Source organism: Amycolatopsis sp. VS8301801F10 (assembly GCF_046195355.1).
GTDB lineage: Bacteria > Actinomycetota > Actinomycetes > Mycobacteriales > Pseudonocardiaceae > Amycolatopsis.
The window spans coordinates 6,591,369-6,618,021 of record NZ_CP176065.1 but is presented as its reverse complement, the minus strand read 5'-3'; the positions used below and the strand labels follow the sequence as shown (position 1 = coordinate 6,618,021).

The window sequence follows — 26,653 nt, the reverse complement described above, 5'->3', positions numbered from 1 at the left end:
ACCCGGACACGACCTGCTCCACGCACCCGCCTCGAAAGATACGCAGCCGCGCGGGTGTTCAGCCCGGTGTTCAACTGCCCGCCCCGCCGATCCGAGGGGCGGGAGCGGTCCCGGTAAGGGGTGCCGGGCGACGGGCTAGGGGTTGCTAGGGGGTCGGCGCGGAAATAATGTCGGAAGCGAGGCGCCCGCCAATGGCGGCGGGTGTTCCGGCGAATGTTTCCTGTAAGTCCGGCGACGTTTGTCGCGACAATGGGACCGTTTTTTGCGCGGCTGCGTCTGGGGGCGGCCGGCCGCGGCGCGGTCGCCGCGGGCGCGGCCGCAGAAAACGTTCCCATTCTCTGTCCGCCCCGGTTTTCCGTCGTCACATGGGGGTTCGCACAGTGTTGCTTGCAGACAGCGACGTGTCTTCTGCCGAAACGGGTCCGCAGGAATACGACCTGATCGGGCCGGGGGTGTACGCGGTGCCGATCGTGCGCCTGCTTCCCGGCGATTCGCCTCGCCTGAACGGCGAGGACAAGGTGCACGTGCTGCGCCTGGCGGCGATGGAGACGACGCTGCCGCCGATCCAGGTGGACCGCGCGACGATGCGGGTCGTGGACGGCATCCACCGGCTGATGGCGGCCTCGCTCAAGGGCGAGCACACCATCGCCGTCGAGTTCTTCGACGGCAGCCCGGAGGACGCGTTCCTCAAATCGGTCGAGGCGAACGTCGAGCACGGCCTGCCGTTGACCCAAGCCGACCGTTCCGCCGCCGCGCTGCGGATCCTCCGCTCTCATCCCACCATGTCCGACCGGGCGATCGCGAAGTCCACCGGGCTCGGCGCGCAGGCCGTCGCGGCGCTGCGGCGGTCGTCGGATTCGGTGCCGCAGTCGAATTTCCGGGTCGGGCGGGACGGCAAGGTCCGGCCGCTCAACAGCGCGAAGGGCCGGCTGCGGGTGGCCGAGCTGATGCGGGAGAACCCGGACGCGTCGCTGCGCCAGCTGGCCAGGACGGCCGGGGTGTCGCCCGCCACCGCGCTCGACGTGCGCCGCCGCCTGGAGCGCGGTTCGGGGCCGGTGCCGAGCCAGGACCGTCGCGACCGCGGCGAGACGCCCGCCCCGAAGGCACCCGCGCCGGAACCGGCCGGACGCGGCGTGCCGGCCGCGGTCACCCTGGAAGTGCTGATGCGCGATCCGTCGTTGCGGCAGAGCGAACTGGGCCGCCGGCTGCTGCGGATGTTCCGGGACAACGTGCTGGGCGCGAAGGCGTTGACCGATATCGCGGCGTCGGTTCCGTCGCATTGCATCGAGCTGGTCACCCAGCTGTCCCGGGACAACTCCCGGATCTGGGAGGACTTCGCCCAGGAACTGGCCCGCCGCGCAAGGGCCAGCGGAGTGGCCTGAGCCGCCGGTCCGGGAGAGGACCTCGCGGCTTCCCCGCCGGTGCGGCGGGGAAGCCGCTTTTTCTGGTGCGTGCCGCGAAATCGCGCCCGGAGGCGGGGTGTCCGGATGTTCGGGTTCAGGGGGAAGCGCGTTTCCGTTCCGGGGGTGGGGAAAGAAAGCGGAACCGGACAACGACCGGACACCACGGGAAACGGGACCGGACAACAATCGGACACCAGGGGGAACGGAACCGGACAACGACCGGACATCAGGGGAAACGGGACCGGACAACAACCGGACACCACGGGAAACGGGACCGGACAACCGCGAAAACGGCGGCGGACGCGAAAGAACGCCACGGGCGCCCGGCCCGTGGCGTTCTTCGCGTGCGGATCAGACCGCGGCCGGAGCCGCGGCCAGCTTGCAGGTGGCGACGCTGAGGTCGGCCGGGCACGGGATGATCGACTCGACCTGCAGGCCCGCGTCCGCGGCTTCGCGGCGGATGTCGGCCTCGGTGCGCTCGCGGGCGTGGGTCTCGCCCACCACCATCTTGATCACGTTGCGAAACGCCGCGCCGGAATCGTGTTCGGCCAGCGGGTCGACGACCAGCAGCGTCGGGTCGTCGCCGGCGGCCATCGCGGTGCGGATGTTCGACAGGATCCGCACGCTGCTCTCGGAACTCCAGTCGTGCAGCACGTTCTTGATCAGGTAGAGGTCGCCGCCCTCGGGGATTTCCTTCAGGATGTCCGCCGGGCGGTAGGAGAGGCGCTGCTTGAGGTCCTCGTCGCCGGAGGCCCGCAGGTCCGCTTCCGCGCGCCGGCAGGTGTCGGGCCGGTCCACGCACACGCCGTGCAGGTGCGGGTGGGCGGCCAGGATCGTCTTGAGCAGCGCGCCGTTGCCGCCGCCGACGTCGACCACGACGCGGACGTTCTCGAAGGGCACGTGCTCGGCCAGCACGACGCCGATCGGGCGGGACCAGTCCTGCATGGCGAGATCGAAGATCCGCGAGGTCTCGGCGTCGTTCTCCAGGTACTCGTACAGCGAGACCCCGAACGCGGCGGGCATCACCGCGGTGCCGTCCTTGACCGCCTTCGCGAGCCCGCCCGCGGCCGCCTGTCCGTAGAGGCCGCAGATGAGCGACGCGAGGTGCCGGATGGACTGCGGGTGGTCGGACTTCAGCTGCTCGGAGGCGGCGGTGTTGGCGTAGCGGCGGTTCTCGTCGACGGTGAAGATCCCCAGCGCGGCGACCGCCTGCATCAGCGATTCCAGCGAGACCGGGTCGGCTTCGATCGTTTCGGCGATCTCGGCTCCGGTCTTCGGCCCGTCGGCGAGCGCGTCCGCGATGCCGAGGCGGGCGACGGCTCCGATCGCGGCCGACGAGATCGATCCCATGACATGACTCAGCAGTGACACTTCCATGGCCCTTGGCTCTCCCCGGCTGGCTCGTTGGATTGGCAGGCTCGTGCATTGGCTGGCGTGCTGTGCACACTAGGAGAACCGGGGTCGCGGGGGCGGGCGTTCAACCGCCCGCGCGCCCGGAAGTCGTTCAGCCGCACGGAAAGGGCAGTTGAACAACTTCCGCGGCCTTGCGCTTTTTCCCGGCCGGAGACGAGGCTGAGGCCATGACTGGTGCTCTCGAGTTTCCGGGTGCGCGCCGCTGCCGGGTCGCGGCGGCGCGCGGGTCCCGGCCGGCGGCGTGAACCTCGCGGGACTCTCCGGTCACCGAAGCCGATTTCGACCCGCGGCACCGAAACGCGCTGGGCCGCACGGTGCGGGCGCCCGTTCGGGGTGCGCCCGCGTATCCGTCTGTTATTCCGCCGCGGCCGCCCCGCCGCGGCGCTGCAGTGCGCAAGAGACAGATCCCCGGTAGTCAGGCGAGGTTGGGACCAGATGGCGAACGAAGACAAGCTCCGCGACTACCTCAAACTCGTGACGGCCAACCTGCGGCAGGCCCGTCGTCAGCTCGCCGACGTCGAGCAGCGCGCACAGGAGCCGATCGCGATCGTGGGCATGGGCTGCCGGTTCCCCGGCGGCGCGCACAGCCCCGACGCGCTGTGGCAGCTGCTCGCCGAGGGCGCCGACGCCATCGGCGAGTTCCCGCAGGACCGGGGCTGGGATCTGGAGAGCCTCTACGACGCCGACCCGGACCGTCCGGGCACCTCCTACGCCCGGCACGGCGGCTTCGTCTACGACGCGGCCGGGTTCGACGCCGAGTTCTTCGGGATCAGCCCGCGCGAAGCGCTGATGATGGACCCGCAGCAGCGGCTCTTCCTGGAGGTGGCCTGGGAGGCCGTCGAGCGGGCGGGCATTCCGGCGGATTCCCTGCGCGGCACCACAACCGGCGTGTTCGCCGGCGCCTACAACCAGGGCTACGGCGCCAACCCGGCGGCCGAGGCCGGCGGTTCGGAAGGCCACCTCGTCACCGGGGTGTCGACGAGCGTCCTTTCCGGACGCGTGGCGTTCACGATGGGGCTGGAAGGCCCGGCTGTGACGCTGGACACGGCGTGCTCCTCCTCGCTGGTGGCCCTGCACCTGGCCGCGCAGGCGCTGCGCTCCGGCGAGTGCTCGCTGGCGCTGGTCGGCGGGGTCACGGTCATCTCCGGGCCCGGCGTGTTCGTCGGCTTCTCGCGCCAGCGGGGCATGTCGACCGACGGGCGCTGCCGTTCGTTCAGCGCGGACGCGGAGGGTTCGGGCTGGGCCGAGGGCGCCGGCGTGCTGGCGGTGGAACGGCTTTCCGACGCGCGGCGCCACGGGCATCCGGTGCTCGCGGTGATCCGGGGCAGCGCGATCAACCAGGACGGCGCGTCGAACGGGCTGACCGCGCCGCACGGTCCTTCGCAGCAGCGGGTGATCCGCGCCGCGCTGGCCAACGCGCGGCTGTCGGGTTCCGACGTCGACGTGGTGGAGGCGCACGGCTCCGCGACCACGCTCGGCGACCCGATCGAAGCGGAGGCGCTGCTGGCGACCTACGGCCGGGAGCGGCCGGAGGGACGGCCGTTGTGGCTGGGTTCGGTGAAGTCGAACATCGGGCACTCGCAGGCCGCGGCCGGGGTGGCCGGGGTGATCAAGATGGTGCTGGCACTGCGGAACGGGCAGCTGCCGCGGACGCTGCACGTGGGCGAGCCGACCCCGCACGTGGACTGGTCGGCGGGCGAGGTGCGGCTGCTGGCCGAACCGGTGCCGTGGGAGCCGGGGGAGCGGGTCCGGCGGGCGGGGGTGTCGTCGTTCGGGATGAGCGGGACCAACGCGCACGTCATTCTCGAGGAAGCTCCGGCTGGGCACGAGACCGCCGAGTCCGCCGAGGTGTCCGATGTGGACGCTGCGGACGATGTGGACGCGGTGGAGAACGAGCTGCCGGTGGCGGTCGAGCGCGTCGCGGTGGTGGCGGGCGAGGCGACGGCGTGGCCGGTGTCGGGGCGTTCGGCGGACGGGTTGGCGGCGCAGCGGGATCGGTTGGCGGCGTGGGTTGAGGGTCGTCCTGAGTTGGACCCGGTGGATGTGGGTTGGTCTCTGGCGGTGACGCGGTCGGTGTTCGAGCACCGGTCGGTGACGGTCGGCGGCGACCTGGCGTCGCTGCGGTCGGGTGTGCCGGTGCAGGGTGTGGCGCGGTCTGGTGTGCGTCCGGTGTTTGTGTTCGGCGGTCAGGGTGCGCAGTGGGCCGGTATGGGTCGCGCGTTGCTGGATGAGAGCCCGGTGTTTGCGGCGCGGTTCGCGGAGTGCGCGCGTGCGTTGGAGTCCTGTGTGGACTGGTCTCCGCGGGAGGTATTGCTGGACGCGGCGGAACTCGCGTCGGCGGAGGTCGTGCAGCCGTTGTTGTGGGCGGTGATGGTGTCGTTGGCTGCGGTGTGGGAGGCCGCGGGTGTCGAACCCGAGGCTGTGGTGGGGCATTCGCAGGGTGAGGTCGCTGCGGCGACGGTGGCGGGGATGTTGTCGGTGGAGGACGCGGCTCGGGTCGTGGTGGCCCGGTCCCGGGGTTTGTCGGGGTTGTCGGTTGAGGGGTCGATGGTGTCGGTGGTCGCGCCGGTCGGTTCGGTGGCCGAGTTGGTGGAGCGGTGGGGTGATCGGCTGTCGGTGGCGGCGGTGAACGGCCCTGCGGCGACGGTGGTGTCGGGCAATCCGGAGGCGTTGGCGGAGTTCGAGCGGGAGCTGGCGTCGCGGAAGATGCTGCGGTGGCGGGTTCCGGAGACGGATTTTGTCGCGCATTCGGCGGCGGTGGAGCCGTTGGAGGGTGTGCTGGCTGACGAACTCGGCGGGATCGAACCGCAGGCCGGTCGGGTGCCGATGATGTCGACCGTCACGGGCGGCTGGGTGTCCGGCGAGGAGCTGGATGCGGGTTACTGGTACCGGAATTTGCGGCAGACGGTGCGTTTCGAGGAAGCGGCCCGCGCGTTGCTGGCGGACGGTTTCGATTCCTTTGTGGAGGTTTCCCCGCATCCGGTGCTGACCGCGTCGATCACCGAAACTGCTGAGGACGCCGTGGTTTCCGGGGTTGTCGCGGTCGGGACGGTCGAGCGGGACCACGCGGGTGCGGAGCGGTTGCTGACCGCGTTCGCGGAGGGCTTCGTGCACGGCCTGCCGGTGGACTGGGCCGAGATCCTGCCGGTCGGGACGCCGGTGGAGCTGCCCACCTACGCGTTCCAGCACCAGCACTACTGGCTGAACAACGAACTTCCCGCCGTTCGGCGCAGCGGTGCGGAAACGCCGGGCGAGGACTGGCGGTACCGGGTCAGCTGGGTGCCCGTCGCGGAGCCCGCGCCGGTGCGGCTCGCTGGGACCTGGCTCGTCGTGACGGCGGCGGGACAGTCCGGGCACCCGCTCGCACGGGAATGCCGCGACGCACTGGCGGACGCGGGTGCGAAGACGCGGACCCTGGAGCTGCCGGACGGCGCCGGGGATCGCGGCGAGATCGCCGCGCTGGTGGCGGACGACGAGTTGTCGGGCGTGCTTTCGCTGCTCTCGCTGGACGAGACGCACGGCCTGACGCAGACCGTCGCCCTGGTTCAGGCGCTCGGCGACCGGCGGCTCGAAGCTCCATTGTGGACTGTCACCAGCGGCGCGGTCGCGGCGGTTCCCGGCGAGGCTCCGAAGAATCCCGCACAGGCCGGTCTCTGGGGACTCGGCCGGGTCGCGGCGCTCGAACATCCCGACCGCTGGGGCGGGCTCGTGGACGTGCCCGAGACGCTGGCGGGCCGGGCCGCGAAGCGGTTGACGGCGCTTCTCGTGCCCGGCGGCGAGGACCAGGTCGCGATTCGCGAGACGGGGGTCCTCGGGCGCAGGCTGCTGCGTGCCGCCACGCCGCGCGGAGAAGAAACGCCTTGGACGCCAAGGGAAACCGCGCTGATCACCGGGGAAGCGGACAAGATCGGCGGGCACGTCGCCCGGCTGCTGGCCGACCGGGGCGCGTCGCGCGTCGTGCTGGCCGGGCGGCGCGGTCCGGACGCGGGCGAGACGGCGGCTTTCGCCGCGGAGCTGGCGGCGGCGGGCACCGCGGTCGACATCGTGGCCTGCGACACCGGGGCGCGGCCGGAGGTGGCCGCGGTCGTCGCCGGGCTCGGTTCGACGCTGTCCTCGGTGCTGCACACCGAAGAACTCATCGACGACCGGCCGATCGAGGACGCCGATCCGGCCGAACTGGACGCGGTGCTGGCGGTCAAGGCGGGCGCGGCGGCCTGGCTGCACGAACTGACCGCGGACCTCGACCTGGACGCGTTCGTGCTGACCTCGTCGGTCGCCGCGGTGTGGGGCGGCGGGCGGCAGCCCGGGTTCTCCGCGGCGAACGCCCGGCTCGACGCGCTGGCCGAGGCGCGCGTCGCCGCCGGGCTCCCGGCCGCCTCGGTGGCATGGGGGCCGTGGGGCGCGGACGCGATGAACTCCGCCGCCGACCAGGCGCAGCTCGAACGCCGCGGCCTGTCGCCGCTGGCCCCGGACCGGGCGATCGGGATGCTGGCGCGGATCATGGACGCGCGCGAAGCGGCGGTCACCGTGGCGGACGTGGACTGGGCGAAGTTCGCCCCGCCGTTCACCCTGCGCCGTCCCAGCCCGCTGCTGGAACTCCTGCCGGAGGTGCGCACCGCCCTCACCGCCGGCGAGACCGCGGCCGACCAGCAGGCGAGCGGCTCCCTGAAGCAGCAGCTCGCCGAACTGTCCGCGGCCGAGCAGGAACGGCTGCTGGTCTCCCTGGTCCGGACCGAAGCGGCGGCGGTGCTCGACTACCCGTCTCCCTCGTCCGTTCCGGCCTCCCGCGCGTTCAGCGAACTCGGCTTCGACTCGCTGACCGCGGTCGAACTGCGCAACCGCCTTGGCGCCGCCACCGGGCTGAAACTGCCCGCGACCCTGCTTTTCGACTACCCGAACCCGACCACGCTGGCCGGTTTCCTCGGCACGGAACTGCTGGGCGCCGCGGAACCGGCTCCGGTGGCGACAGCGACGACGGGGGCGACGGCGGCTCCCGACGACGACCCGGTGGTCATCGTCGGCATGAGCTGCCGTTTCCCCGGCGGCGTCCGGTCGCCGGAGGAGCTGTGGGAGCTGCTGGCGTCGGGCACCGACGCGATCGGCGCGTTCCCGCAGGACCGCGGCTGGGAGCTGGACCGGCTCTACGACCCCGACCCGGAGCACGCCGGCACCTCGTACGCGCGGCAGGGCGGTTTCGTTTACGACGCGGCCGAATTCGACGCCGGGTTCTTCGGGATCAGCCCGCGCGAGGCGCTGGCGATGGACCCGCAGCAGCGGATGCTGCTCGAAGTCTCCTGGGAGGCGCTGGAACGGGCCGGCGTCCCGGTGTCCTCGTTGCGGGGCAGCAAAACCGGGGTGTGGGCGGGGGCCAGCTTCACCGGCTACGGTCTCGTCGGCGCCCGCGCGGAGGAAGGCATCGAAGGGCATCTGCTGACCGGCACCACCACGAGCGTGCTGTCGGGCCGGTTGTCCTACACCTTCGGGCTCGAAGGCCCCGCCGTCACGGTGGACACCGCCTGCTCTTCGGCGCTGGTCGCGGTCGATCTGGCCAGCCAGGCGCTGCGGCTCGGCGAGTGCTCGCTGGCGCTGGCCGGCGGCGTGTTCGTGTCGGCCACTCCGGACCTGTTCGTCTGGGTCAGCCGGCAGCGCGGGCTCTCCCCGGACGGCCGGTCGAAGTCCTTCTCCGCGGAGGCGGACGGCATGGGCATCGCCGAGGGCGCGGGCATGGTGGTGCTGGAGCGGCTGTCCGAGGCGCGCCGCCACGGGCATCCGGTGCTCGCGGTGGTCCGCGGCTCGGCGGTCAACCAGGACGGCGCGTCGAACGGGCTGACCGCGCCGAACGGTCCTTCGCAGCAGCGGGTGATCCGCGCCGCGCTGGCGAACGCCGGGCTGTCCGCTCAGGACGTCGACGTGGTCGAGGCGCACGGGTCCGGCACGTCGCTGGGCGACCCGATCGAGGCGCAGGCGGTCATCGCCACCTACGGCCAGGACCGGCCGCGGGACCGGCCGGTATGGCTCGGCTCGGTCAAGTCGAACATCGGGCACCCGCAGGCCGCGGCGGGCATCGGCGGGCTGCTGAAGATGGTGCTGGCGCTGGGGCACAAGCAGCTGCCCAAGACCCTGCACGCCGACGAGCCGACCCCGCACGTGGACTGGTCCGCGGGCGCGGTCGAACTGCTCACCGCGCAGCGGGAGTGGGAGGCCGAGGGCCGTCCGCGCCGGGGCGGGGTCTCGTCGTTCGGCGTCAGCGGCACCAACGCGCACATCATCCTGGAAGAGGCCCCCGAACCGGAGGCCGCCGCGGACCCGGAGAGCCCCGCGGACCCGGAGAGCGCCGCGGACCCGGAGAGCCCCGCGGACCCGGAGAGCGCCGCGGGCCCGCACGCGTGGACGATTTCCGGTCGCACCGCGGAAAGCGTGCGCGCCCAGGCCGCCCGGCTCGCCGAGCACCTGGCCGCCCGCCCCGGTCTCGACCCGGCGGACGTCGCGTGGTCGCTGGCGTCGACCCGCACGCTGTTCGAATACCGCGCCGTGATCACCGGCGCCGATTTCGCGGAACTGGCTTCGGGGCTGGCCGCGGTGGCCGCCGGCGAGTCCGCTCCCGGCGTCGTGGTCGGCGCTTCGGCGGCGGCCGAGGAGAGCGAGCCGGTCTTCGTGTTCCCCGGGCAGGGCGCGCAGTGGGCGGGCATGGGCCGGGAACTCCTGGCGTCCTCGCCGGTTTTCGCGGCCCGGATGGCCGAATGCGAGCGGGCGTTGCGACCGCACGTGGACTGGTCGCTGACCGAGTTGCTGCGGAACGAAGAAGATCTCGACCGCGCCGAGGTCGGTCAGCCCGCGCTGTGGGCGGTGATGGTTTCGCTCGCCGCGGTGTGGGCGGCGGCCGGGGTCGCGCCGAGCGCCGTGCTCGGGCATTCCCAGGGCGAGATCGCCGCGGCCACCGTCGCCGGGATCCTGTCGCTGGACGACGCGGCCAAGGTCGTCGCGGTCCGCGGCAAGGCGCTGTCCGGGCTGGGCGCCGAGGGCGGCATGCTGTCGGTCGTCATGCCCGCCGAGGCGGTGCGGGAACTGCTGGAGCGGTGGGAGGACCGGCTGGCGGTCGCCGCGATCAACGGGCCCGCCGCCACGGTGGTCTCCGGCGAGACCGAAGCGCTCGCCGAGTTCGAACGGGAACTGGCTTCGCGCAGGGTGCTGCGTTGGCGCGTCCCGGTTTCCGACTTCGTGGCGCACTCCGCCGGGATCGCCGGGCTGGAGGACGAGCTGCTCGAAGGCCTGGCGGACATCCGGCCGCGGGCGGGCGAGTTCCCGCTGTTCTCCACGGTCGAATGCCGGTGGATGGACGGCGAGGAACTCGACGCCGCGTACTGGTTCGCCAACGTCCGCCGCACCGTCCGCTTCGACGAAGCGGTCCGGGAGCTGGCCGCGGCCGGGCATCGCGCCTTCGTCGAGGTGTCCCCGCAGCCGGTGCTGACCACCGGCATCGCCGAGACGATCGAGGACCTGGCAGTCCCGGGCGCTCCGGTCATCACCGGCACGGTGGAGCGGGAGCAGAGCGGCGTCGCTCGGCTGCTGGTCTCGCTGGCCCAAATGCATGTCGGCGGCACCGCAGTGGACTGGCCCGCCGTGCTGCCCGCCGGACAGCGGGTGGACCTGCCGACGTATGCGTTCCAGCGCCAGCGGTACTGGCTGGCCGGGTCCAGCCTGTCCGGCCCCGCTCCGGTGTCCGGCGGCGGCGCTGTCTCCGCCGCGGACGCCCAGTTCTGGGCTGCCGTCGAGGAAGGAGACTTGGGACGGCTGGGCGGCGCTCTCGCGGCGGACGCGCAGCGTTCCTTCCACGAGGTGCTGCCCGCGCTCGCGGCTTGGCGGCGACGGGAGCAGGACCGGGACGTCACCGGGAACTGGCGTTACCGCGTCACCTGGCGTCCGGTCGCCGATCCGGCTCCCGCGCCGCTGACGGGGACCTGGCTTGCGGTCGTGCCGACCGGGCACGGCGACGACTCTCTGGTGCGCGCGTGCGTCGGGGCGCTCGCCGCCCGCGGCGCGGACGTGGCCGAGCTCGAAGTCGACGCGGGCACCGCCACCCGGGAAGAACTGGCGGCCGCGGTCGCCGGGCCGCTGACCGGAGTGGTCTCGCTGCTCGCGCTGGACGAGACCCCGCTCGCCGGAGCGTCGGTGGTGCCGGGCGGGCTGGCGGGCACCACGACGCTGATCCAAGCGCTGGCCGACGCGGAGGTCGCCGCGCCGCTGTGGCTGGTCACCGCGGGCGCGGTCGCCACCGGGCCGGGGGACGTGCTGACCCGGCCGGTGCAGACCCAGACCCGCGGCCTCGGCCGGGTGCTGCTGCTGGAGCAGCCGGACCGCTGGGGCGGGATGATCGACCTGCCCGCCGTGCTCGACGAGCGCACCGCGAACCGGCTGTGCGCGGTGCTCGCCGGATGCGGCGAAGACGAGGTGGCGCTGCGGCCCGCGGGCATTCTCGGCCGCCGCATCGTGCGCGCGCCGCAGCCCGCCGAGCGGGAATGGCGGCCGCGCGGCACCACGCTGATCACCGGCGGCACCGGCGCGGTCGGCGGCCGGGTGGCTCGCTGGCTGGCCGAGCACGGCGCGGAGAAGGTGGTGCTGACCAGCCGTTCCGGTGCCTCGGCCGAAGGCGCGGCGGCGCTGGCCGCCACGCTGGCCGACGCCGGGACCGCGGTGGAGATCACCGGCTGCGACGCGGCGTCGCGCGCCGACCTGTCCGGAGTGCTCGACCGGATCGGGGCCGACGGACCCGCGCTCACCGCGGTGATGCACACCGCCGGGGTGCTGGACGACGGCGTGCTCGACCGGATGACCACCGACCGGCTCGCCCGTGCGCTGGCGGCCAAGGCCGGCGGCGCGGCGCACCTCGACGAGCTGACCGCGGAGCTGCCGCTCGATGCGTTCGTGCTGTTCTCCTCGGCCGCCGCGACCTTCGGCGGAGCCGGTCAGGCCAACTACGCGGCCGCGAACGCCTACCTGGACGGCCTGGCGGAGAACCGGCGTTCGCGCGGCCTGCCCGCGCTGTCGGTGGCGTGGGGACCCTGGTCCGGCGGCGGTGTTTCGCAGGCCAGCGAAGCCGCCCGCGCCCGGCTGCGCCGCAACCACTGGGAAGTCCTGATCGACCCGGACCTGGGCGTCAAGGCGCTGGCCGGGGCGATGGCCGGACCGGACACCGTGCTGACCGTGATGGACCTGGACTGGCCCGCGCTCGCCGCCGCGCCCGGACAGGCCGCCATCCTGGACCTGCCGTTCGTGCGCGACCTGCCGGACGCGCAGCGGCTGAAGGCCGGGCTCGAGGCCGACGGCGGCGCCCAGCGCGACGCGGGCGAACTGGCCCAGGACCTCGCGGGCCGCTCCCGCGCCGAACAGGACCGGCTGCTGACGGACCTGATCCGCGCCGAGGCGGCCGCCGTGCTCGGCTACGCGGGGCCGCAGGACGTGGAGCCGACCCGCGCGTTCAGCGAACTGGGCTTCGACTCGCTGACCTCGGTCGAACTGCGGAACCGGATTTCGGCCGCGGCGGGCGTGCCGCTGCCCGCGACGCTGATGTTCGACTACCCGACCCCGGCGGTGCTGGCCGAGCATCTGCGCACCACGCTGCTCGGCGCCCGGCCCGCGAGCCCGGCCGAACCGCTTTCGGCGGCGGCCGCCGACGACGATCCGATCGCGCTGGTGGCGATGAGCTGCCGCTTCCCCGGAGACGTCAACAGCCCGGATGAGCTGTGGGATCTGCTGTCCGCCGGGGGCGACGGGATCTCCGGGTTCCCGGCCGACCGCGGCTGGGACGCGGACGCGCTGTTCGACCCGGACCCGGCGAACCCCGGCACCACCTACGCGCGCCAGGGCGGCTTCCTCCACCAGGCCACCGCGTTCGACCCGGGCTTCTTCGGGATCAGCCCGCGCGAGGCGCTGGCGATGGACCCGCAGCAGCGGCTGCTGCTCGAACTGTCCTGGGAGGCGCTGGAATCCGCCGGACTGGACCCGGTCGCGCTGCGCGGTTCGCGCACCGGCGTGTTCATCGGCGGCTACTCCTCGAATTACGCGATGGTCAGCATGCAGCTGGCCGCGCAGAACGGCGCCGAGGCGGTCGAAGGCCACCTGATCAGCGGCAACGCGACCAGCATCATCTCCGGCCGGATCTCCTACACGCTCGGTCTCGAAGGCCCGGCGCTCACCGTGGACACCGCGTGCTCGTCGTCGCTCGTGGCCCTGCACACCGCGAGGCAGGCGCTGCGCACCGGCGAATGTTCGCTGGCGCTGGTCGGCGGCGTGTCGGTGATGGCCACGCCGTGGGAAATGGTCGGCTTCGCCCGCCAGCGCGGCATCGCGGCGGATGGCCGGTCCAAGGCGTTCTCCGAAGCGGCCGACGGCATGGGCATGGGTGAAGGCGCGGGCATGCTCGTGCTGGAACGCCTTTCCGACGCTCGGCGCAACGGGCACCCGGTGCTGGCTGTGGTGGCGGGTTCGGCGATCAACCAGGACGGTGCGTCGAATGGGTTGACGGCCCCGAATGGTCCTTCGCAGCAGCGCGTTATTCGCGCGGCGCTGGCGAATGCCGGGTTGTCGGCGTCCGAGGTGGACGTGGTGGAGGCGCACGGCACGGGAACGACGCTGGGCGATCCGATCGAGGCGCAGGCGTTGCTGGCGACCTACGGACAGGAACGGGCCGGGCGGGACCCGCTGTGGCTGGGTTCGGTGAAGTCGAACATCGGGCACACGCAGGCGGCGGCTGGGGTGGCTGGCGTGATCAAGATGGTGTTGGCGTTGCGGAACAAGGAGCTTCCGCGGACGCTGCATGTCGAGACGCCTTCGTCGCATGTGGACTGGGCGGCGGGTCAGGTCGAGCTGCTGACGGAGAACGTGGCCTGGGAATCCGGCGGACGGGTTCGCCGGGCGGGCGTGTCGGCGTTCGGGATCAGCGGGACCAACGCGCACGTCATCGTCGAGGAAGCTCCCGAGGAAGATCCTGCCGAGGCCGCGGCGACGGAAGAGCCGACGGTGTGGGTGGTGTCGGGTCGCAGCGCGGACGGGTTGCTCGCGCAGGCGGGTCGGCTTCGCGAGTGGGTCGTTGGGCGTGGGTTGGATCCGGTGGACGTCGGGTGGTCGCTGGCCACCACGCGGTCGGTGTTCGACCATCGGGCCGTCGTGTTCGGCGACGATCTCCTGAGCGGGCTGGACAGTCTGGTCGCGGGGGAGTCCGTCGGGTCGGTGGTGTCGGGCGTCGCGGATCCGGGTGTTCGGGTGGGTTTGGTGTTCGCGGGTCAGGGTTCGCAGTGGGCGGGCATGGGCCGCGGTTTGTATGAAGCGAACCCGGTGTTTGCGGAGGTGTTTGACCGGGTTTCGGGTCTGTTGGAGCTGGAATTGGGTGTTTCGGTCCGGGACGTGGTCCTGGATCCGGAGACGCCGGGCAGTGACCAGACCTTGTACGCGCAGACCGGGTTGTTCGCCTTCGAGGTGGCGTTGTTCGAGGTGTTGCGGGCGGCCGGGGTCGGTGCGGATGCGGTGGTCGGGCATTCCGTCGGTGAGGTGGCTGCGGCACATGCGGCTGGTGTGCTTTCTCTGCCTGATGCGTGTCGTCTGGTCGCTGCTCGCGCTCGGTTGATGCAGGCGTTGCCGGTGGGCGGTGCGATGGCGGCGGTCAATGCTCCGGAGGCCGAGGTGCTGGAGTCGCTGGTTGACGGTGTGTCGATCGCGGCGGTCAATGGGCCGGAGTCGGTGGTGGTTTCCGGCGAGGCCGAGGCGGTTGACCGGCTTGTGGCGTTGTGGAAGGAGCGCGGGCGCCGGGTTCGGCGGTTGCGGGTGAGTCATGCGTTCCATTCCGCGGCGATGGATCCGGTGCTGGCGGAACTGCGCGAGGTGGCTGACGGGCTCACCTATGAGCGTCCGGAGCTGTTGTGGGCGGGTGCGCTCACCGGTGAGCTGGTCTCGGATTGCGAGGCTGGTTATTGGCCTGCGCAGACGCGTCGCCCGGTGCGGTATGGGGCGGCGGTGGATGCTCTTGTCGCGCAAGGGGTGTCGGTGTTCTTGGAGGTCGGCCCGGATGGTTCGCTCTCGGCGCTGGGTCCGGCCGGTGCGGTGTTCGTGCCGTTGCAGCGCAAGGACGGCACCGGTCTGATCGCCGGGCTGGCGAGGGCCTTCGTGCAGGGGGTGAGTGTCGACTGGCGCACCCTGATTCCCCAGGGAAACCGCGTGCAGCTGCCGACGTATGCCTTCCAGCACAAGCGTTACTGGCCGCAGGGCGTGCAGACGCGACCGGGCGTCGCGCCGGGTTCGGCGGCGGACGCCGAGTTCTGGGCCGCGGTGGAAAGCGGCGATCTGACCGGGCTCGCCGACACCTTGTCTCTCGAGGACAGCGCGCAGCTCGGCGAGGTGCTGCCCGCGCTGGTCTCGTGGCGCAAACGCGAACAGGACCGCACGGCCACCGCGGACTGGCGTTATCGCGTGAGCTGGGCGCCGATCCCGGAGCCCGCCGCGCACGCGCTGTCCGGGCGCTGGATCGTGGTGCGCACCCCGGACCAGGCCGAGCATGAGCTTCCGCGCGTGCTGGCCGAGCACGGCGCCGAGGTGAGCGTGCTGGAAGCGGCGGAGAGCACCGACGTGGCGGCCATGACCGCGCGGATCGAAGACCTCGTCGGCGACGGCGCGGTCTCCGGGCTGGTGTCGCTGCTGGCGCTGGACGAGACTCCGGTGCCCGGCTTCCCGAACCTGGCCCATGGCGTGGCCGGGACCCAGACGCTCATCCAGGCGATGATCGCGCTGCATCTGCCCGCTCCTTTGTGGACCCTCACCCGGGGCGCGGTGTCCGCCCTTCCCGGCGAGCCGGCCGGGAATCCGGTGCAGGCGCAGGCATGGGGCGTGGCCAGGGTCGCGGTGCTGGAGCACCCCGACCACGGCGGCGGCATGATCGACGTGCCTGCCGAGTTCGACGACCCGGCCGCGCGGCGGCTGTGCGCGCTGCTGGCCGGCTCGGACGGCGAAGACCAGCTCGCGATCCGCGAGAACGGGATCTTCGGCCGTCGTCTCGGCCGGGCCGGTGCGCCCCAGGGCGCGGCGGGGCGGTTCGCGCCGTCCGGCACCGCGCTGATCACCGGCGGCACCGGCGCGATCGGCGGGCACGTGGCCCGCTGGCTCGGCGAGCGCGGCGTCGAACGGCTCGTGGTGACCAGCCGCTCCGGCGCCGGCGCGGCGGGAGCCGCGGCGCTGGCCGCCGAACTGGCCGGCGAGGGCACCGCGGTCGAGGTGTTCGCCTGCGACGCCGCTGTCGAGTCCGAGCTGGCCGGAGTGCTGGCCCGGATCGGGCACGACGGCCCGCCGTTGAAGGCGGTCCTGCACGCCGCGGGCGTGGCGCAAGCGACGCCGCTGGACGAGATTTCCCTGGCGGAACTGGCGACCGTGCTGGCGGCCAAGGCCGACGGCGCGGCCGCGCTCGACCGGCTCACCGCGGGGATGGAACTGGACGCGTTCGTGCTGTTCTCCTCGATCGCGGCGACCTGGGGCAGCGGCATGCAGGCCAGCTACGCCGCCGCCAACTGCTACCTGGACGCGCTGGCGGAGAACCGGCTCGCCCGCGGACTCGCCGCCACCTCGGTGGCTTGGGGCCCGTGGGGCGGCGGCGGCATGACCGACGCCGAGGACGCGGCGCTGCTGAGCCGTCGCGGGCTCGGCATGCTCGATCCCGGCCACGCGGTCGACGCGCTGGCGCAGGTCCTCGACAGCGGCGAGAGCCTGACGGTCGTCGCCGACGTGGACTGGGGCCGGTTCGCGCCGCCGTTCACCCTGCGCCGCCCGAGCCGGCTCATCGAAAGCCTTCCCGACGTCGTCGAGGCGTTGGAGAACCGGGACGGCGAGCCGGGCCCGGCCGCGGGCAACGAGCTGGCCGGGAAGCTGTCCGGGCTTTCCCAGGCCGAACAGCAGCGGCTGCTGGTCGACCTGGTGCGCGCCGAGGCGGCGACCGTCCTCGGGCACGAGAAGGAGGTCGTGGAGGCCGACCGGTCCTTCAGCGACCTCGGCGCCGACTCGCTCACCGCGGTGGAACTGCGCGACCGGCTGGGTTCGAGCACCGGGATGTCGTTGCCCAGCACGCTGTTGTTCGACTACCCGACTCCGGCCGCGCTCGCCGGGCACCTGCGGACGAGCCTGGTCGCGGAGGCCAGCGCGGTCGCCCCGGTGCTCGCCGAACTGGACAAGCTGCAAGGCCTGCTCGACGGGCTGGCCGCCGCGGACGAGTCCGCGCTGATCACCAACCGGCTCGAAGTCGTGCTGGCGAAATGGAAAGAAGCGAAGGACGACCACGCCGGCGACGGCGTCGAGGAGAAGCTCGAATCGTCTTCGGACGACGAAGTCTTCGACTTCATCGGCAAAGAACTCGGCATCTACTGACCAGACGAAGACGCGACTTCCTCGACGGGGTGACGTAAGTGAACGAAGACAAGCTCCGCTACTTCCTCAAGCGGGTGACCGCCAGCCTGCACGAAACGCGGCAGCGCCTGCAGGAGGTGGAATCCTCCGGCGAGGAGCCGATCGCCATCGTCGGCATGAGCTGCCGGTTCCCCGGCGGCGTGGCGACGCCGGAGGACCTGTGGGAGCTGCTGTCCGACGGGCGCGAGTCGGTCGCCGAACTGCCGCGGGACCGCGGCTGGGACGTCACCGCCGCGGAGGTGCGCGAGGGCAACTTCGTCGACGACGCCACCGGTTTCGACGCCGGGTTCTTCGGAATCAGTCCGCGCGAGGCGCTTTCGATGGACCCGCAGCAGCGGTTGCTGCTTGAGGTGGCGTGGGAGGCGTTGGAGCGCGCCGGGATCGACCCGGCGTCGCTGCGGGGTTCCGCGACGGGCGTGTTCGCCGGCGCGTCCGGTTCGGGCTACGGCTGGCTTTCGGGCAAGCAGGGCGAGCACGACGGACACGTGATGACCGGCAATGCCACGAGCATTCTGTCCGGCCGGATCTCCTACACGCTGGGCCTGGAAGGGCCGGCGATCACGGTGGACACGGCGTGCTCCTCGTCGCTGGTTTCGCTGCACCTGGCCTGTCGTGCGCTGCGCTCGCGGGAGTGCACGATGGCGTTGGTCGGCGGCGCCTTCGTCGCGGCTACTCCGGTGCTGTTCACCGACTTCAGCACGTCGCTCGGGCTTTCCCCGGACGGCCGGTGCAAGACATTCGGCGCGGGCGCGGACGGCATGGGCGTCGCCGAGGGCGCGGGTGTCGTGGTGGTCGAACGGCTGTCGGACGCGCGGCGGAACGGGCATCGGATTTTGGCGGTGGTGCGGGGTTCGGCGGTGAATCAGGATGGTGCTTCGAATGGGTTGACGGCGCCGAATGGTCCTTCGCAGCAGCGGGTGATCCGGGCGGCGTTGGCGAGTGCGCGTTTGTCCACTGAGGACGTTGACGTGGTGGAGGCGCACGGGACGGGTACGCCGTTGGGTGATCCTATTGAGGCGCAGGCGTTGCTGGCGACTTATGGTCAGGGTCGGCCGGAGGGTCGTCCGTTGTGGCTGGGTTCGGTGAAGTCGAACATCGGGCACACCCAGCAGGCCGCGGGCATGGCCGGGATCATCAAAACGGTGCTGGCGCTGCGCAATCAGGAACTGCCGCGCACCTTGCACGTGGAAGAACCGACCACGCATGTGGACTGGTCGGCCGGGGACGTGCGGCTCCTGGCCGAGCCGGTGCCGTGGCCGGCGGGGGAGCGGGTGCGCCGGGCCGGGGTGTCGGCGTTCGGCATGAGCGGCACCAACGTGCACATCATCGTCGAGGAGGCGCCTGCCGCCGAAGAGCCCGCGCCCGAGCCGGACGCGCCGGAAGAGGAAGCGCTGGAGGTCGCGGACGAGCGGGTACCGGTGCTGGAGCCGGGCGGGTTGACCGCGTGGCCGGTGTCGGGGCGTTCGGCGGACGGGTTGGCGGCGCAGCGGGATCGGTTGGCGGCGTGGGTTGGGGCGCGTCCTGAGTTGGATCCGGTGGATGTCGGATGGTCGCTGGCGGCGACGCGGTCTTCGTTTGAGCATCGTTCGGTGACGGTCGGCGGGGACCTGGCGTCGCTGCGGTCGGGTGTGCCGGTGCAGGGTGTCGCGCGTTCTGGTGTGCGTCCGGTGTTCGTGTTCGGCGGACAGGGTGCGCAGTGGGTGGGCATGGGGCGTGCCGCGTTGGCGGAGAGTCCTGTTTTCGCGGCGCGGTTCGCGGAGTGTGCGCGTGCGTTGGAGTCCTGTGTGGACTGGTCGCCGCGGGAAGTGTTGCTGGACGCGGCGGAATTCGCGTCGGCGGAGGTCGTGCAGCCGTTGTTGTGGGCGGTGATGGTGTCGTTGGCTGCGGTGTGGGAGGCCGCGGGGGTGACGCCGGAAGCGGTGGTCGGCCACTCGCAGGGCGAGGTCGCGGCCGCGACGGTGGCGGGGATGTTGTCGGTGGAGGACGCGGCCCGGGTCGTGGTGGCCCGGTCCCGGGGGCTGTCGGGGTTGTCGGTTGAGGGTTCGATGGTGTCGGTGGTCGCGCCGGTCGGTTCGGTGGCCGAGTTGGTGGAGCGGTGGGGTGATCGGCTGTCGGTGGCGGCGGTGAACGGCCCTGCGGCGACGGTGGTGTCGGGCAATCCGGAGGCGTTGGCGGAGTTCGAGCGGGAGCTGGCGTCGCGGAAGGTGTTGCGGTGGCGGGTTCCGGAGACGGATTTTGTCGCGCACTCGTCGGCGGTCGAACCGCTGGAAGGTGTGCTGGCTGACGAACTCGGCGGGATCGAACCGCAGGCCGGTCGGGTGCCGATGATGTCGACCGTCACGGGCGGCTGGGTGTCCGGCGAAGAGCTGGATGCGGGTTACTGGTACCGGAATCTGCGCCAGATGGTGCGTTTCGAGGAAGCGGCCCGCGCGTTGCTGGCGGACGGTTTCGATTCCTTTGTGGAGGTTTCCCCGCATCCGGTGCTGACGGCCTCGGTCACCGAGACCGCGGAAGACGCCGGGGTCGCGGGTGTGGTGACGGTCGGGACCGTCGAGCGGGACAACGCGGGTGCGGAGCGGTTGCTGACCGCGTTCGCGGAGGGCTTCGTGCACGGCCTGCCGGTGGACTGGGCCGAGATCCTGCCGGTCGGGACGGCGGTGGAGCTGCCCACCTACGCGTTCCAGCACCAGCGGTACTGGATGGAGGCCGCTTCGGGCGGCGACGGCGCGGGAACGGTCGCGGAGACGCGGTTCTGGGCGGCGGTCGAGGGCGGCGATCTCGCGCACCTGACCGAGGTGCTGGAGCTGGAGGACGAGCGTCCGGTCGGCCAGGTGCTGGAGGCGCTGACCACGTGGCGGCGCCGGGAACTGGGCCGGGCCGAGACCGAGAACTGGCGCTACCGCACCATGTGGACCCCGGTGGCCGATCCGGCCCCGGTTTCCCTCGACGGCGTCTGGATGGTGCTCACCGCGGACGCGGCCGGCGATCTCACCGCGAGCTGTGCGCGGGCGCTCGAGGCCCGCGGCGCGGAGGTGCTGGTCGCCGAGCTGCCCGACGGGGTCGTCACGCGCGAAGAAGTCACCGAGTTCCTCGACGAGGCGCTGCCGGAGACGCAGCCCGCCGGGGTGCTGTCGCTGCTCGCGACCGACGAGACGTCGATGCCCGAACACCCGGTCCTGACCCGAGGACTGGCCCGGACGCTTTCCGTGGCGCAGGTGCTGGTGGACCTGGAAGTCGAGGCACAGCTGTGGGTGGCCACACAGGGCGCGCTCGCCGCCGCGGCCGACGACACCGTGCCGAATCCGGTGCAGGTGCAGGCGTGGGGGCTCGGCCGCGTGGTCGGCCTGGAGCACCCCGAAGCCTGGGGCGGTCTGCTCGACCTGCCCGCGGAACTCGACGACGCGGCGGGCGACCGGCTCGCCGCGGTGCTTGCCGGCTGCGGCGAGGACCAGGTCGCGATTCGCGCCGGCGGCCTTCTCGGGCGGCGGCTGGCCAGGGCGGACCGGCCGAAGGCGACGGACCGGACGTGGACCCCGCGCGGGACGGCGCTGGTCACCGGCGGCACCGGCGCGATCGGCGGGCACACCGCCCGCTGGCTGACCCGGCGCGGTGCCGAACGCGTCGTGCTGACCAGCCGTTCCGGACCGGCCGCCGGGCACGTGCCCGCCTTGGCCGCGGAGCTGGCCGCGGCGGGAACCCGGGCGGACGTAGTCGCCTGCGACGCGGGCGTCCGGGCGGAACTGGCCGGGCTGCTGGACTGGACCGCGCGGACCGGACCCGCGGTCTCCTCGGTGCTGCACACCGCGGGCATCGGGCAGGCCGCCACGGTCGCGGAAACCGATCTCGCCGAGACCGCCGCCGTGCTCGAGGCGAAGGTCGCGGGCGCGGTGCATCTCGACGCGCTGACCCGGGATTCCGACCTGGACGCGTTCGTGCTGTTCTCCTCGATCTCCGCGACCTGGGGCAGCGGCCTGCAACCCGCATACGGCGCCGCGAACACCTTCCTGGACTCCCTCGCCGAACAGCGCCGGGCCGCGGGCCTGCCCGCCACCTCCGTGGCGTGGGGTTCGTGGGGCGGCGGCGGCATGACCGACGCCGACGGCGCCGCGCAAGGCATCCGGCGCGGTCTGCTGGTGATGGACCAGCACCGCGCCATCGAAGCGCTCGGCCAGATCCTCGACGGCGACGAGAACCGGCTGACCGTCGCCGACATCGACTGGGCGCGGTTCGCTCCGCCCTTCACGCTGCGCCGCCCGAGCCCGCTGATCGAGTGCCTCCCGGAGGTCCGCGAGGCACTCGCCGGACCGGAGGGCGCCGACGCCGAGGACGACGCGACGCTGCGGCAGGAACTCGCCGGGCTGTCGAAGTCCGAGCGGACCCGGCTGTTGGCCGGGCTCGTCCAGGCGCAGGCCGCCGACGTGCTCGGCTACGCCTCGCCCGACGACGTGGAGGCCGGCCGGGCGTTCAGCGACCTCGGTTTCGACTCGCTGACCTCGGTGGAACTGCGCAACCGGCTCAGCGCCGCCACCGGTCTCGCTCTTCCGGCGACGCTGCTGTTCGACGCGCCCACCCCGAACGCCGCCGCCGCGTTCCTGCTGGCGAAGGTGTCCGGCGCGGAGGGGACCGCCGCCCCGGCGCCGGTCGCGGCGGCGGTCACCGACGAACCGCTGGCGATCGTCGGGATGAGCTGCCGGTACCCGGGCGGCGTCACCAGCCCCGAGGACCTGTGGAATCTGGTGTCCGCCGGGACCGACGCCATTTCGGTGCTGCCCGGCGACCGCAACTGGGCGGTCGAGGACATGCCGGCCGGCGGCGACGGCTACTCCGGGAAACCGGTCCGGTCCGGCGGATTCGTGTACGACGCCACCGGTTTCGACGCCGGGTTCTTCGGGATCAGCCCGCGCGAGGCGGTCTCGATGGACCCGCAGCAGCGGTTGCTGCTGGAGGTGGCGTGGGAATCGCTGGAGCGCGCCGGGATCGACCCGGCGTCGCTGCGGGGTTCCGCGACCGGTGTGTTCGCCGGCGCGTCCGCCTCCGGCTACGGCTGGAGCTCCGGGCTGCGGGGCGAACTGGACGGGCACCTGGTCACCGGCATCTCCACCAGCGTGGTGTCCGGCCGGGTCTCCTACGTGATGGGACTGGAAGGCCCCGCGGTCACCGTGGACACGGCGTGCTCGTCGTCGCTGGTGGCGTTGCACCTGGCCTGCCAGGCGGTGCGCTCCGGGGAATGCTCCCTGGCGCTGGCCGGCGGGGTGATGGTGGCGGCGAGCCCGTTGCTGTTCAACCAGTTCAGCCGGCAGATGGGGCTCGCGCCGGATGGGCGGTGCAAGCCGTTCGGCTCCGGCGCGGACGGCATGGGCCTCAGCGAGGGCGCGGGCATGCTGGTGGTGGAACGGCTTTCCGACGCCGAACGCAACGGGCACCGGATTTTGGCGGTGGTGCGGGGTTCGGCGGTGAATCAGGATGGTGCGTCGAATGGGTTGACGGCGCCGAATGGTCCTTCGCAGCAGCGGGTGATTCGGGCGGCGTTGGCGAGTGCGCGTTTGTCCACTGAGGACGTTGATGTGGTGGAGGCGCACGGGACGGGTACGCCGCTGGGTGATCCTATTGAGGCGCAGGCGTTGCTGGCGACTTATGGTCAGGGTCGGCCGGAGGGTCGTCCGTTGTGGCTGGGTTCGGTGAAGTCGAACATCGGGCACTCGCAGGCCGCGGCCGGCGTGGCGGGCGTGATCAAAATGGTGCAGGCGTTGCGGAACCGGGAGCTGCCGCGCACTCTCCACGCCGACGAGCGTTCGCCGCACGTGGACTGGGCGTCCGGCGAGGTGCGGCTGCTGACCGAAACCAAGCCGTGGGCCGCGGAGGACCGGCCGCGCCGGGCGGGGGTGTCCTCGTTCGGGATGAGCGGGACCAACGCGCACCTCATTCTCGAGGAGGCGCCGGAGCCGGTCGCGGCGGAACTCGTCGACGAGCGGGTTCCCGTCGTCACGGGCGGACTGACCGCGTGGCCGGTGTCGGGGCGGTCGGCGAACGGCCTGGCAGCACAAGGGAATCGGCTCGCGGCGTGGATCGACGCTCGCGCGGAGCTGGACCCGGTCGACGTGGGTTGGTCTCTGGCGGCGACGCGGTCGGTGTTTGAGCACCGGTCGGTGACGGTCGGCGGCGACTTGGCGTCGCTGCGGTCGGGTGTGCCGGTGCAGGGTGTGGCGCGGTCTGGTGTGCGTCCGGTGTTTGTGTTCGGTGGGCAGGGTGCGCAGTGGGCTGGTATGGGTCGTGCGTTGCTGGAGGAGAGTCCGGTGTTTGCGGGGCGGTTCGCGGAGTGTGCGCGTGCGTTGGGGTCCTGTGTGGACTGGTCTCCGCGGGAAGTGTTGCTGGACGCGGTGAAACTCGCGTCGGCGGAGATCGTGCAGCCGGTCCTGTGGGCGGTGATGGTGTCGTTGGCTGCGGTGTGGGAGGCCGCGGGTGTCGAACCCGAGGCTGTGGTGGGGCATTCGCAGGGTGAGGTCGCTGCGGCGACGGTGGCGGGGATGTTGTCGGTGGAGGACGCGGCGCGGGTCGTGGTGGCCCGGTCCCGGGGGCTGTCGGGGTTGTCGGTTGAGGGTTCGATGGTGTCGGTGGTCGCGCCGGTCGGTTCGGTGGCCGAGTTGGTGGAGCGGTGGGGTGATCGGCTGTCGGTGGCGGCGGTGAACGGCCCTGCGGCGACGGTGGTGTCGGGCAATCCGGAGGCGTTGGCGGAGTTCGAGCGGGAGCTGGCGTCGCGGAAGGTGTTGCGGTGGCGGGTTCCGGAGACGGATTTTGTCGCGCATTCGTCGGCGGTGGAGCCGTTGGAGGCGGTGCTGGCTGACGAACTCGGCGGGATTGTGCCGCGGGCTGGTCGGGTGCCGATGATGTCGACTGTCACGGGCGGTTGGGTGTCGGGCGAGGAGCTGGATGCGGGTTATTGGTATCGGAATTTGCGGCAGACGGTGCAGTTCGAGAGTGCGACTCGGGCGTTGCTGGCGGATGGTTTCGATTCCTTTGTGGAGGTTTCGCCGCATCCGGTGTTGACCGCGTCGATCACCGAAACTGCTGAGGATGCCGTGGTTTCCGGGGTTGTCGCGGTCGGGACGGTCGAGCGGGACCACGCGGGTGCGGAGCGGTTGCTGACGGCGTTCGCGGAGGGCTTCGTGCACGGGCTGCCGGTGGACTGGGCCGAGATCCTGCCGGTCGGGACGCCGGTGGAGCTGCCCACCTACGCGTTCCAGCACCAGCACTACTGGCTGGAGCCCGCGCCGGGCGGCGAGGCCGCGGAAACGGTGGCCGAGGCCCGGTTCTGGGCCGCGGTCGAGGGCGGCGACCTCGCGCACCTGACCGAGGTGCTGGAACTGGACGACCAGCGCCCGGTCGGCGAGGTGCTGGAGGCGCTGGCCTCGTGGCGGCGCCGCGAACTGGGCCGGGCCGCGACAGGCGACTGGCGCTACCGCACCGTCTGGGCTCCGATCGCCGACCCCGGCCCCGTCGCTCTCGACGGGACCTGGGCGATCGTCGCGCCGAGCGGTCAGCGGCTCGCCAGCGACTGCGAAGCCGCTCTGCGGGCTCGCGGCGCCGAGGTGCTGCTGCTCTCGCCCGAAGACCCGATCCCCGGCGGCGAACTCAGCGGAATCCTCTCGCTGCTGGCACTCGACGAGACCCCGACGCCGGGCAATCCCGCGCTGAACAAGGGATTGGCCGCGACCCTCGACCTGGTGCGGGCACTGGGCGACGCGCATCCGGACACGCCGCTGTGGACAGCCACCTCGGGCGCGGTCGCCACCGCGCCGGGCACGCCGCTGACGAACCCGGTGCAGGCGCAGGTCTGGGGCTTCGGCCGGGTCGCCGCGCTGGAACACCCCGGCCGGTGGGGCGGTCTGCTCGACCTGCCCGCCGCCCTCGACGACCGCACGGCGGGCCTGCTGGCCGCGGTGCTGGCCGGCGCCGGGGAAGACCAGGTCGCGATCCGCACCGCGGGGATCCACGGCCGCCGGCTCGAACGCGCGCCGCGCACGGGGGACGCGGCGGCGCCGTGGATGTCGCTGGGCACCGCGCTGATCACCGGCGGCACCGGCGCGATCGGCGGCCGGGTGGCGGGCCTGCTGGCCGCCCGCGGCGCCGAGCGGCTGGTGCTGGCCAGCCGCACCGGGCCGAGCGAGGGCGTCGTCGCGCTGGTCGCCGGGCTCGCCGCGCAGGGAGCCGACGTGGAAGTGGTGGCCTGCGACGCGGGCAACCGGCCCGACCTGGCCGGGCTGCTGGACCGGATCGCCGCGACCGGGCCCGCGCTGTCCAGCGTGGTGCACGCCGCGGGCATCGGGCAGTTCGGCGCCATCGCCGACACGGACCCGGCCGAGGCGGCCTCGGTGCTGGCGGCGAAGGCCGAGGGCGCGCGGCATCTGGACGAGCTGACCCGCGACGCCGACCTCGACGCGTTCGTGCTCTTCTCCTCGATCTCGGCGACCTGGGGCAGCGCCATGCAGTCGGTGTACGCGGCGGCCAACGCCTACCTGGACGCGCTCGCGGAAAACCGCGCGGCCCGCGGCGAACCCGCTACCTCGGTGGCGTGGGGCCCGTGGGGCGGCGGCGGCATGACCAGCGAGGAGGGCATCGGGCAGCTGGCGCGCGGCGGCTTCTCCGTCCTGGAACCGGGACAGGCGGTCCAGGTCCTCGCGCAGCTCGTCGACGAGGGCGCGGCCCAGACGACGGTGGTCGACGTGGACTGGGCGACCTTCGCCCCGACGTTCACGCTGCGCAGGCGCAGCCCGCTGGTCGAAAACCTGCCGGAAGTGCGGCAGGCGCTGGACGAGTCCGGCCCCGCCCCGGCCGGGGACGGCGCGACGGACCTCGCCGAACGGCTGGCCGGACTGTCCCGTCCCGAACAGGTGCGGGCGCTGGTCTCGCTGGTCCAGGCGGAGGCGGCGGCCGTGCTCTCCTACGCCTCGCCCGACGACGTGGAGGCCGGCCGGGCGTTCAGCGACCTCGGTTTCGACTCGCTGACCTCGGTGGAGCTGCGCAACCGGCTCGGCGAGGCGACCGGGCTGCGGCTGCCCGCGACCCTGCTGTTCGACTGCCCGACCCCGGCCGCGGTGGCCGGCCACCTGTGGTCCGAGCAGTTCCAGGACGAGGCCCGGCCCGTCTCGCTGGTGGAGGAGGTCGACCGGCTCGGCTCGCTGCTGACCGACGCGGCGCCGGACGAGAAGACCCGCGACCTGGTCGCCGAGCGTCTCCAGAGCCTGCTTTCCCGCTGGACCGACGCGGGAGCCCGCGACGGGCAGGCGAACGCCGCGGAGAAGCTCGAATCCGCCTCCGACGAGGAAATCTTCGACTTCATCCACACCGAACTCGGCCGGTGATCCCGCGCTTTCGCGCGTCCGCGCTGGTGTATTGACGACTGG

The 26,653-nt window shown here is 72.6% G+C and carries 4 protein-coding genes; 3 read left to right on the top strand and 1 reads right to left on the bottom strand.

Annotated elements, in window-relative coordinates; all coding sequences use genetic code 11:
* Positions 1-401: 401 nt before the first annotated feature.
* Positions 402-1,382: a transcriptional regulator gene (locus F9C11_RS30535; RefSeq protein WP_409180806.1), complete on the top strand. Its 981-nt coding sequence runs from the start codon at positions 402-404 to the stop codon at positions 1,380-1,382.
* Between the two features lie 372 nt (positions 1,383-1,754).
* Here the strand turns inward: F9C11_RS30535 and F9C11_RS30530 are convergent, their stop codons facing one another.
* Positions 1,755-2,780: a methyltransferase gene (locus F9C11_RS30530; RefSeq protein WP_409180805.1), complete on the bottom strand. Its 1,026-nt coding sequence runs from the start codon at positions 2,778-2,780 to the stop codon at positions 1,755-1,757.
* A gap of 471 nt (positions 2,781-3,251) precedes the next feature.
* Between F9C11_RS30530 and F9C11_RS30525 the strand changes: the two genes are divergently transcribed.
* Both F9C11_RS30525 and F9C11_RS30520 read left to right on the top strand, forming a co-directional pair.
* Positions 3,252-17,213 (top strand): type I polyketide synthase, encoded by a 13,962-nt coding sequence (locus tag F9C11_RS30525; protein ID WP_409180804.1) that lies wholly within the window; start codon positions 3,252-3,254, stop codon positions 17,211-17,213.
* Between the two features lie 38 nt (positions 17,214-17,251).
* Positions 17,252-26,611, top strand: coding sequence for a type I polyketide synthase (locus F9C11_RS30520; protein ID WP_409180803.1), 9,360 nt, complete (start codon positions 17,252-17,254; stop codon positions 26,609-26,611).
* Positions 26,612-26,653 lie beyond the last annotated feature (42 nt).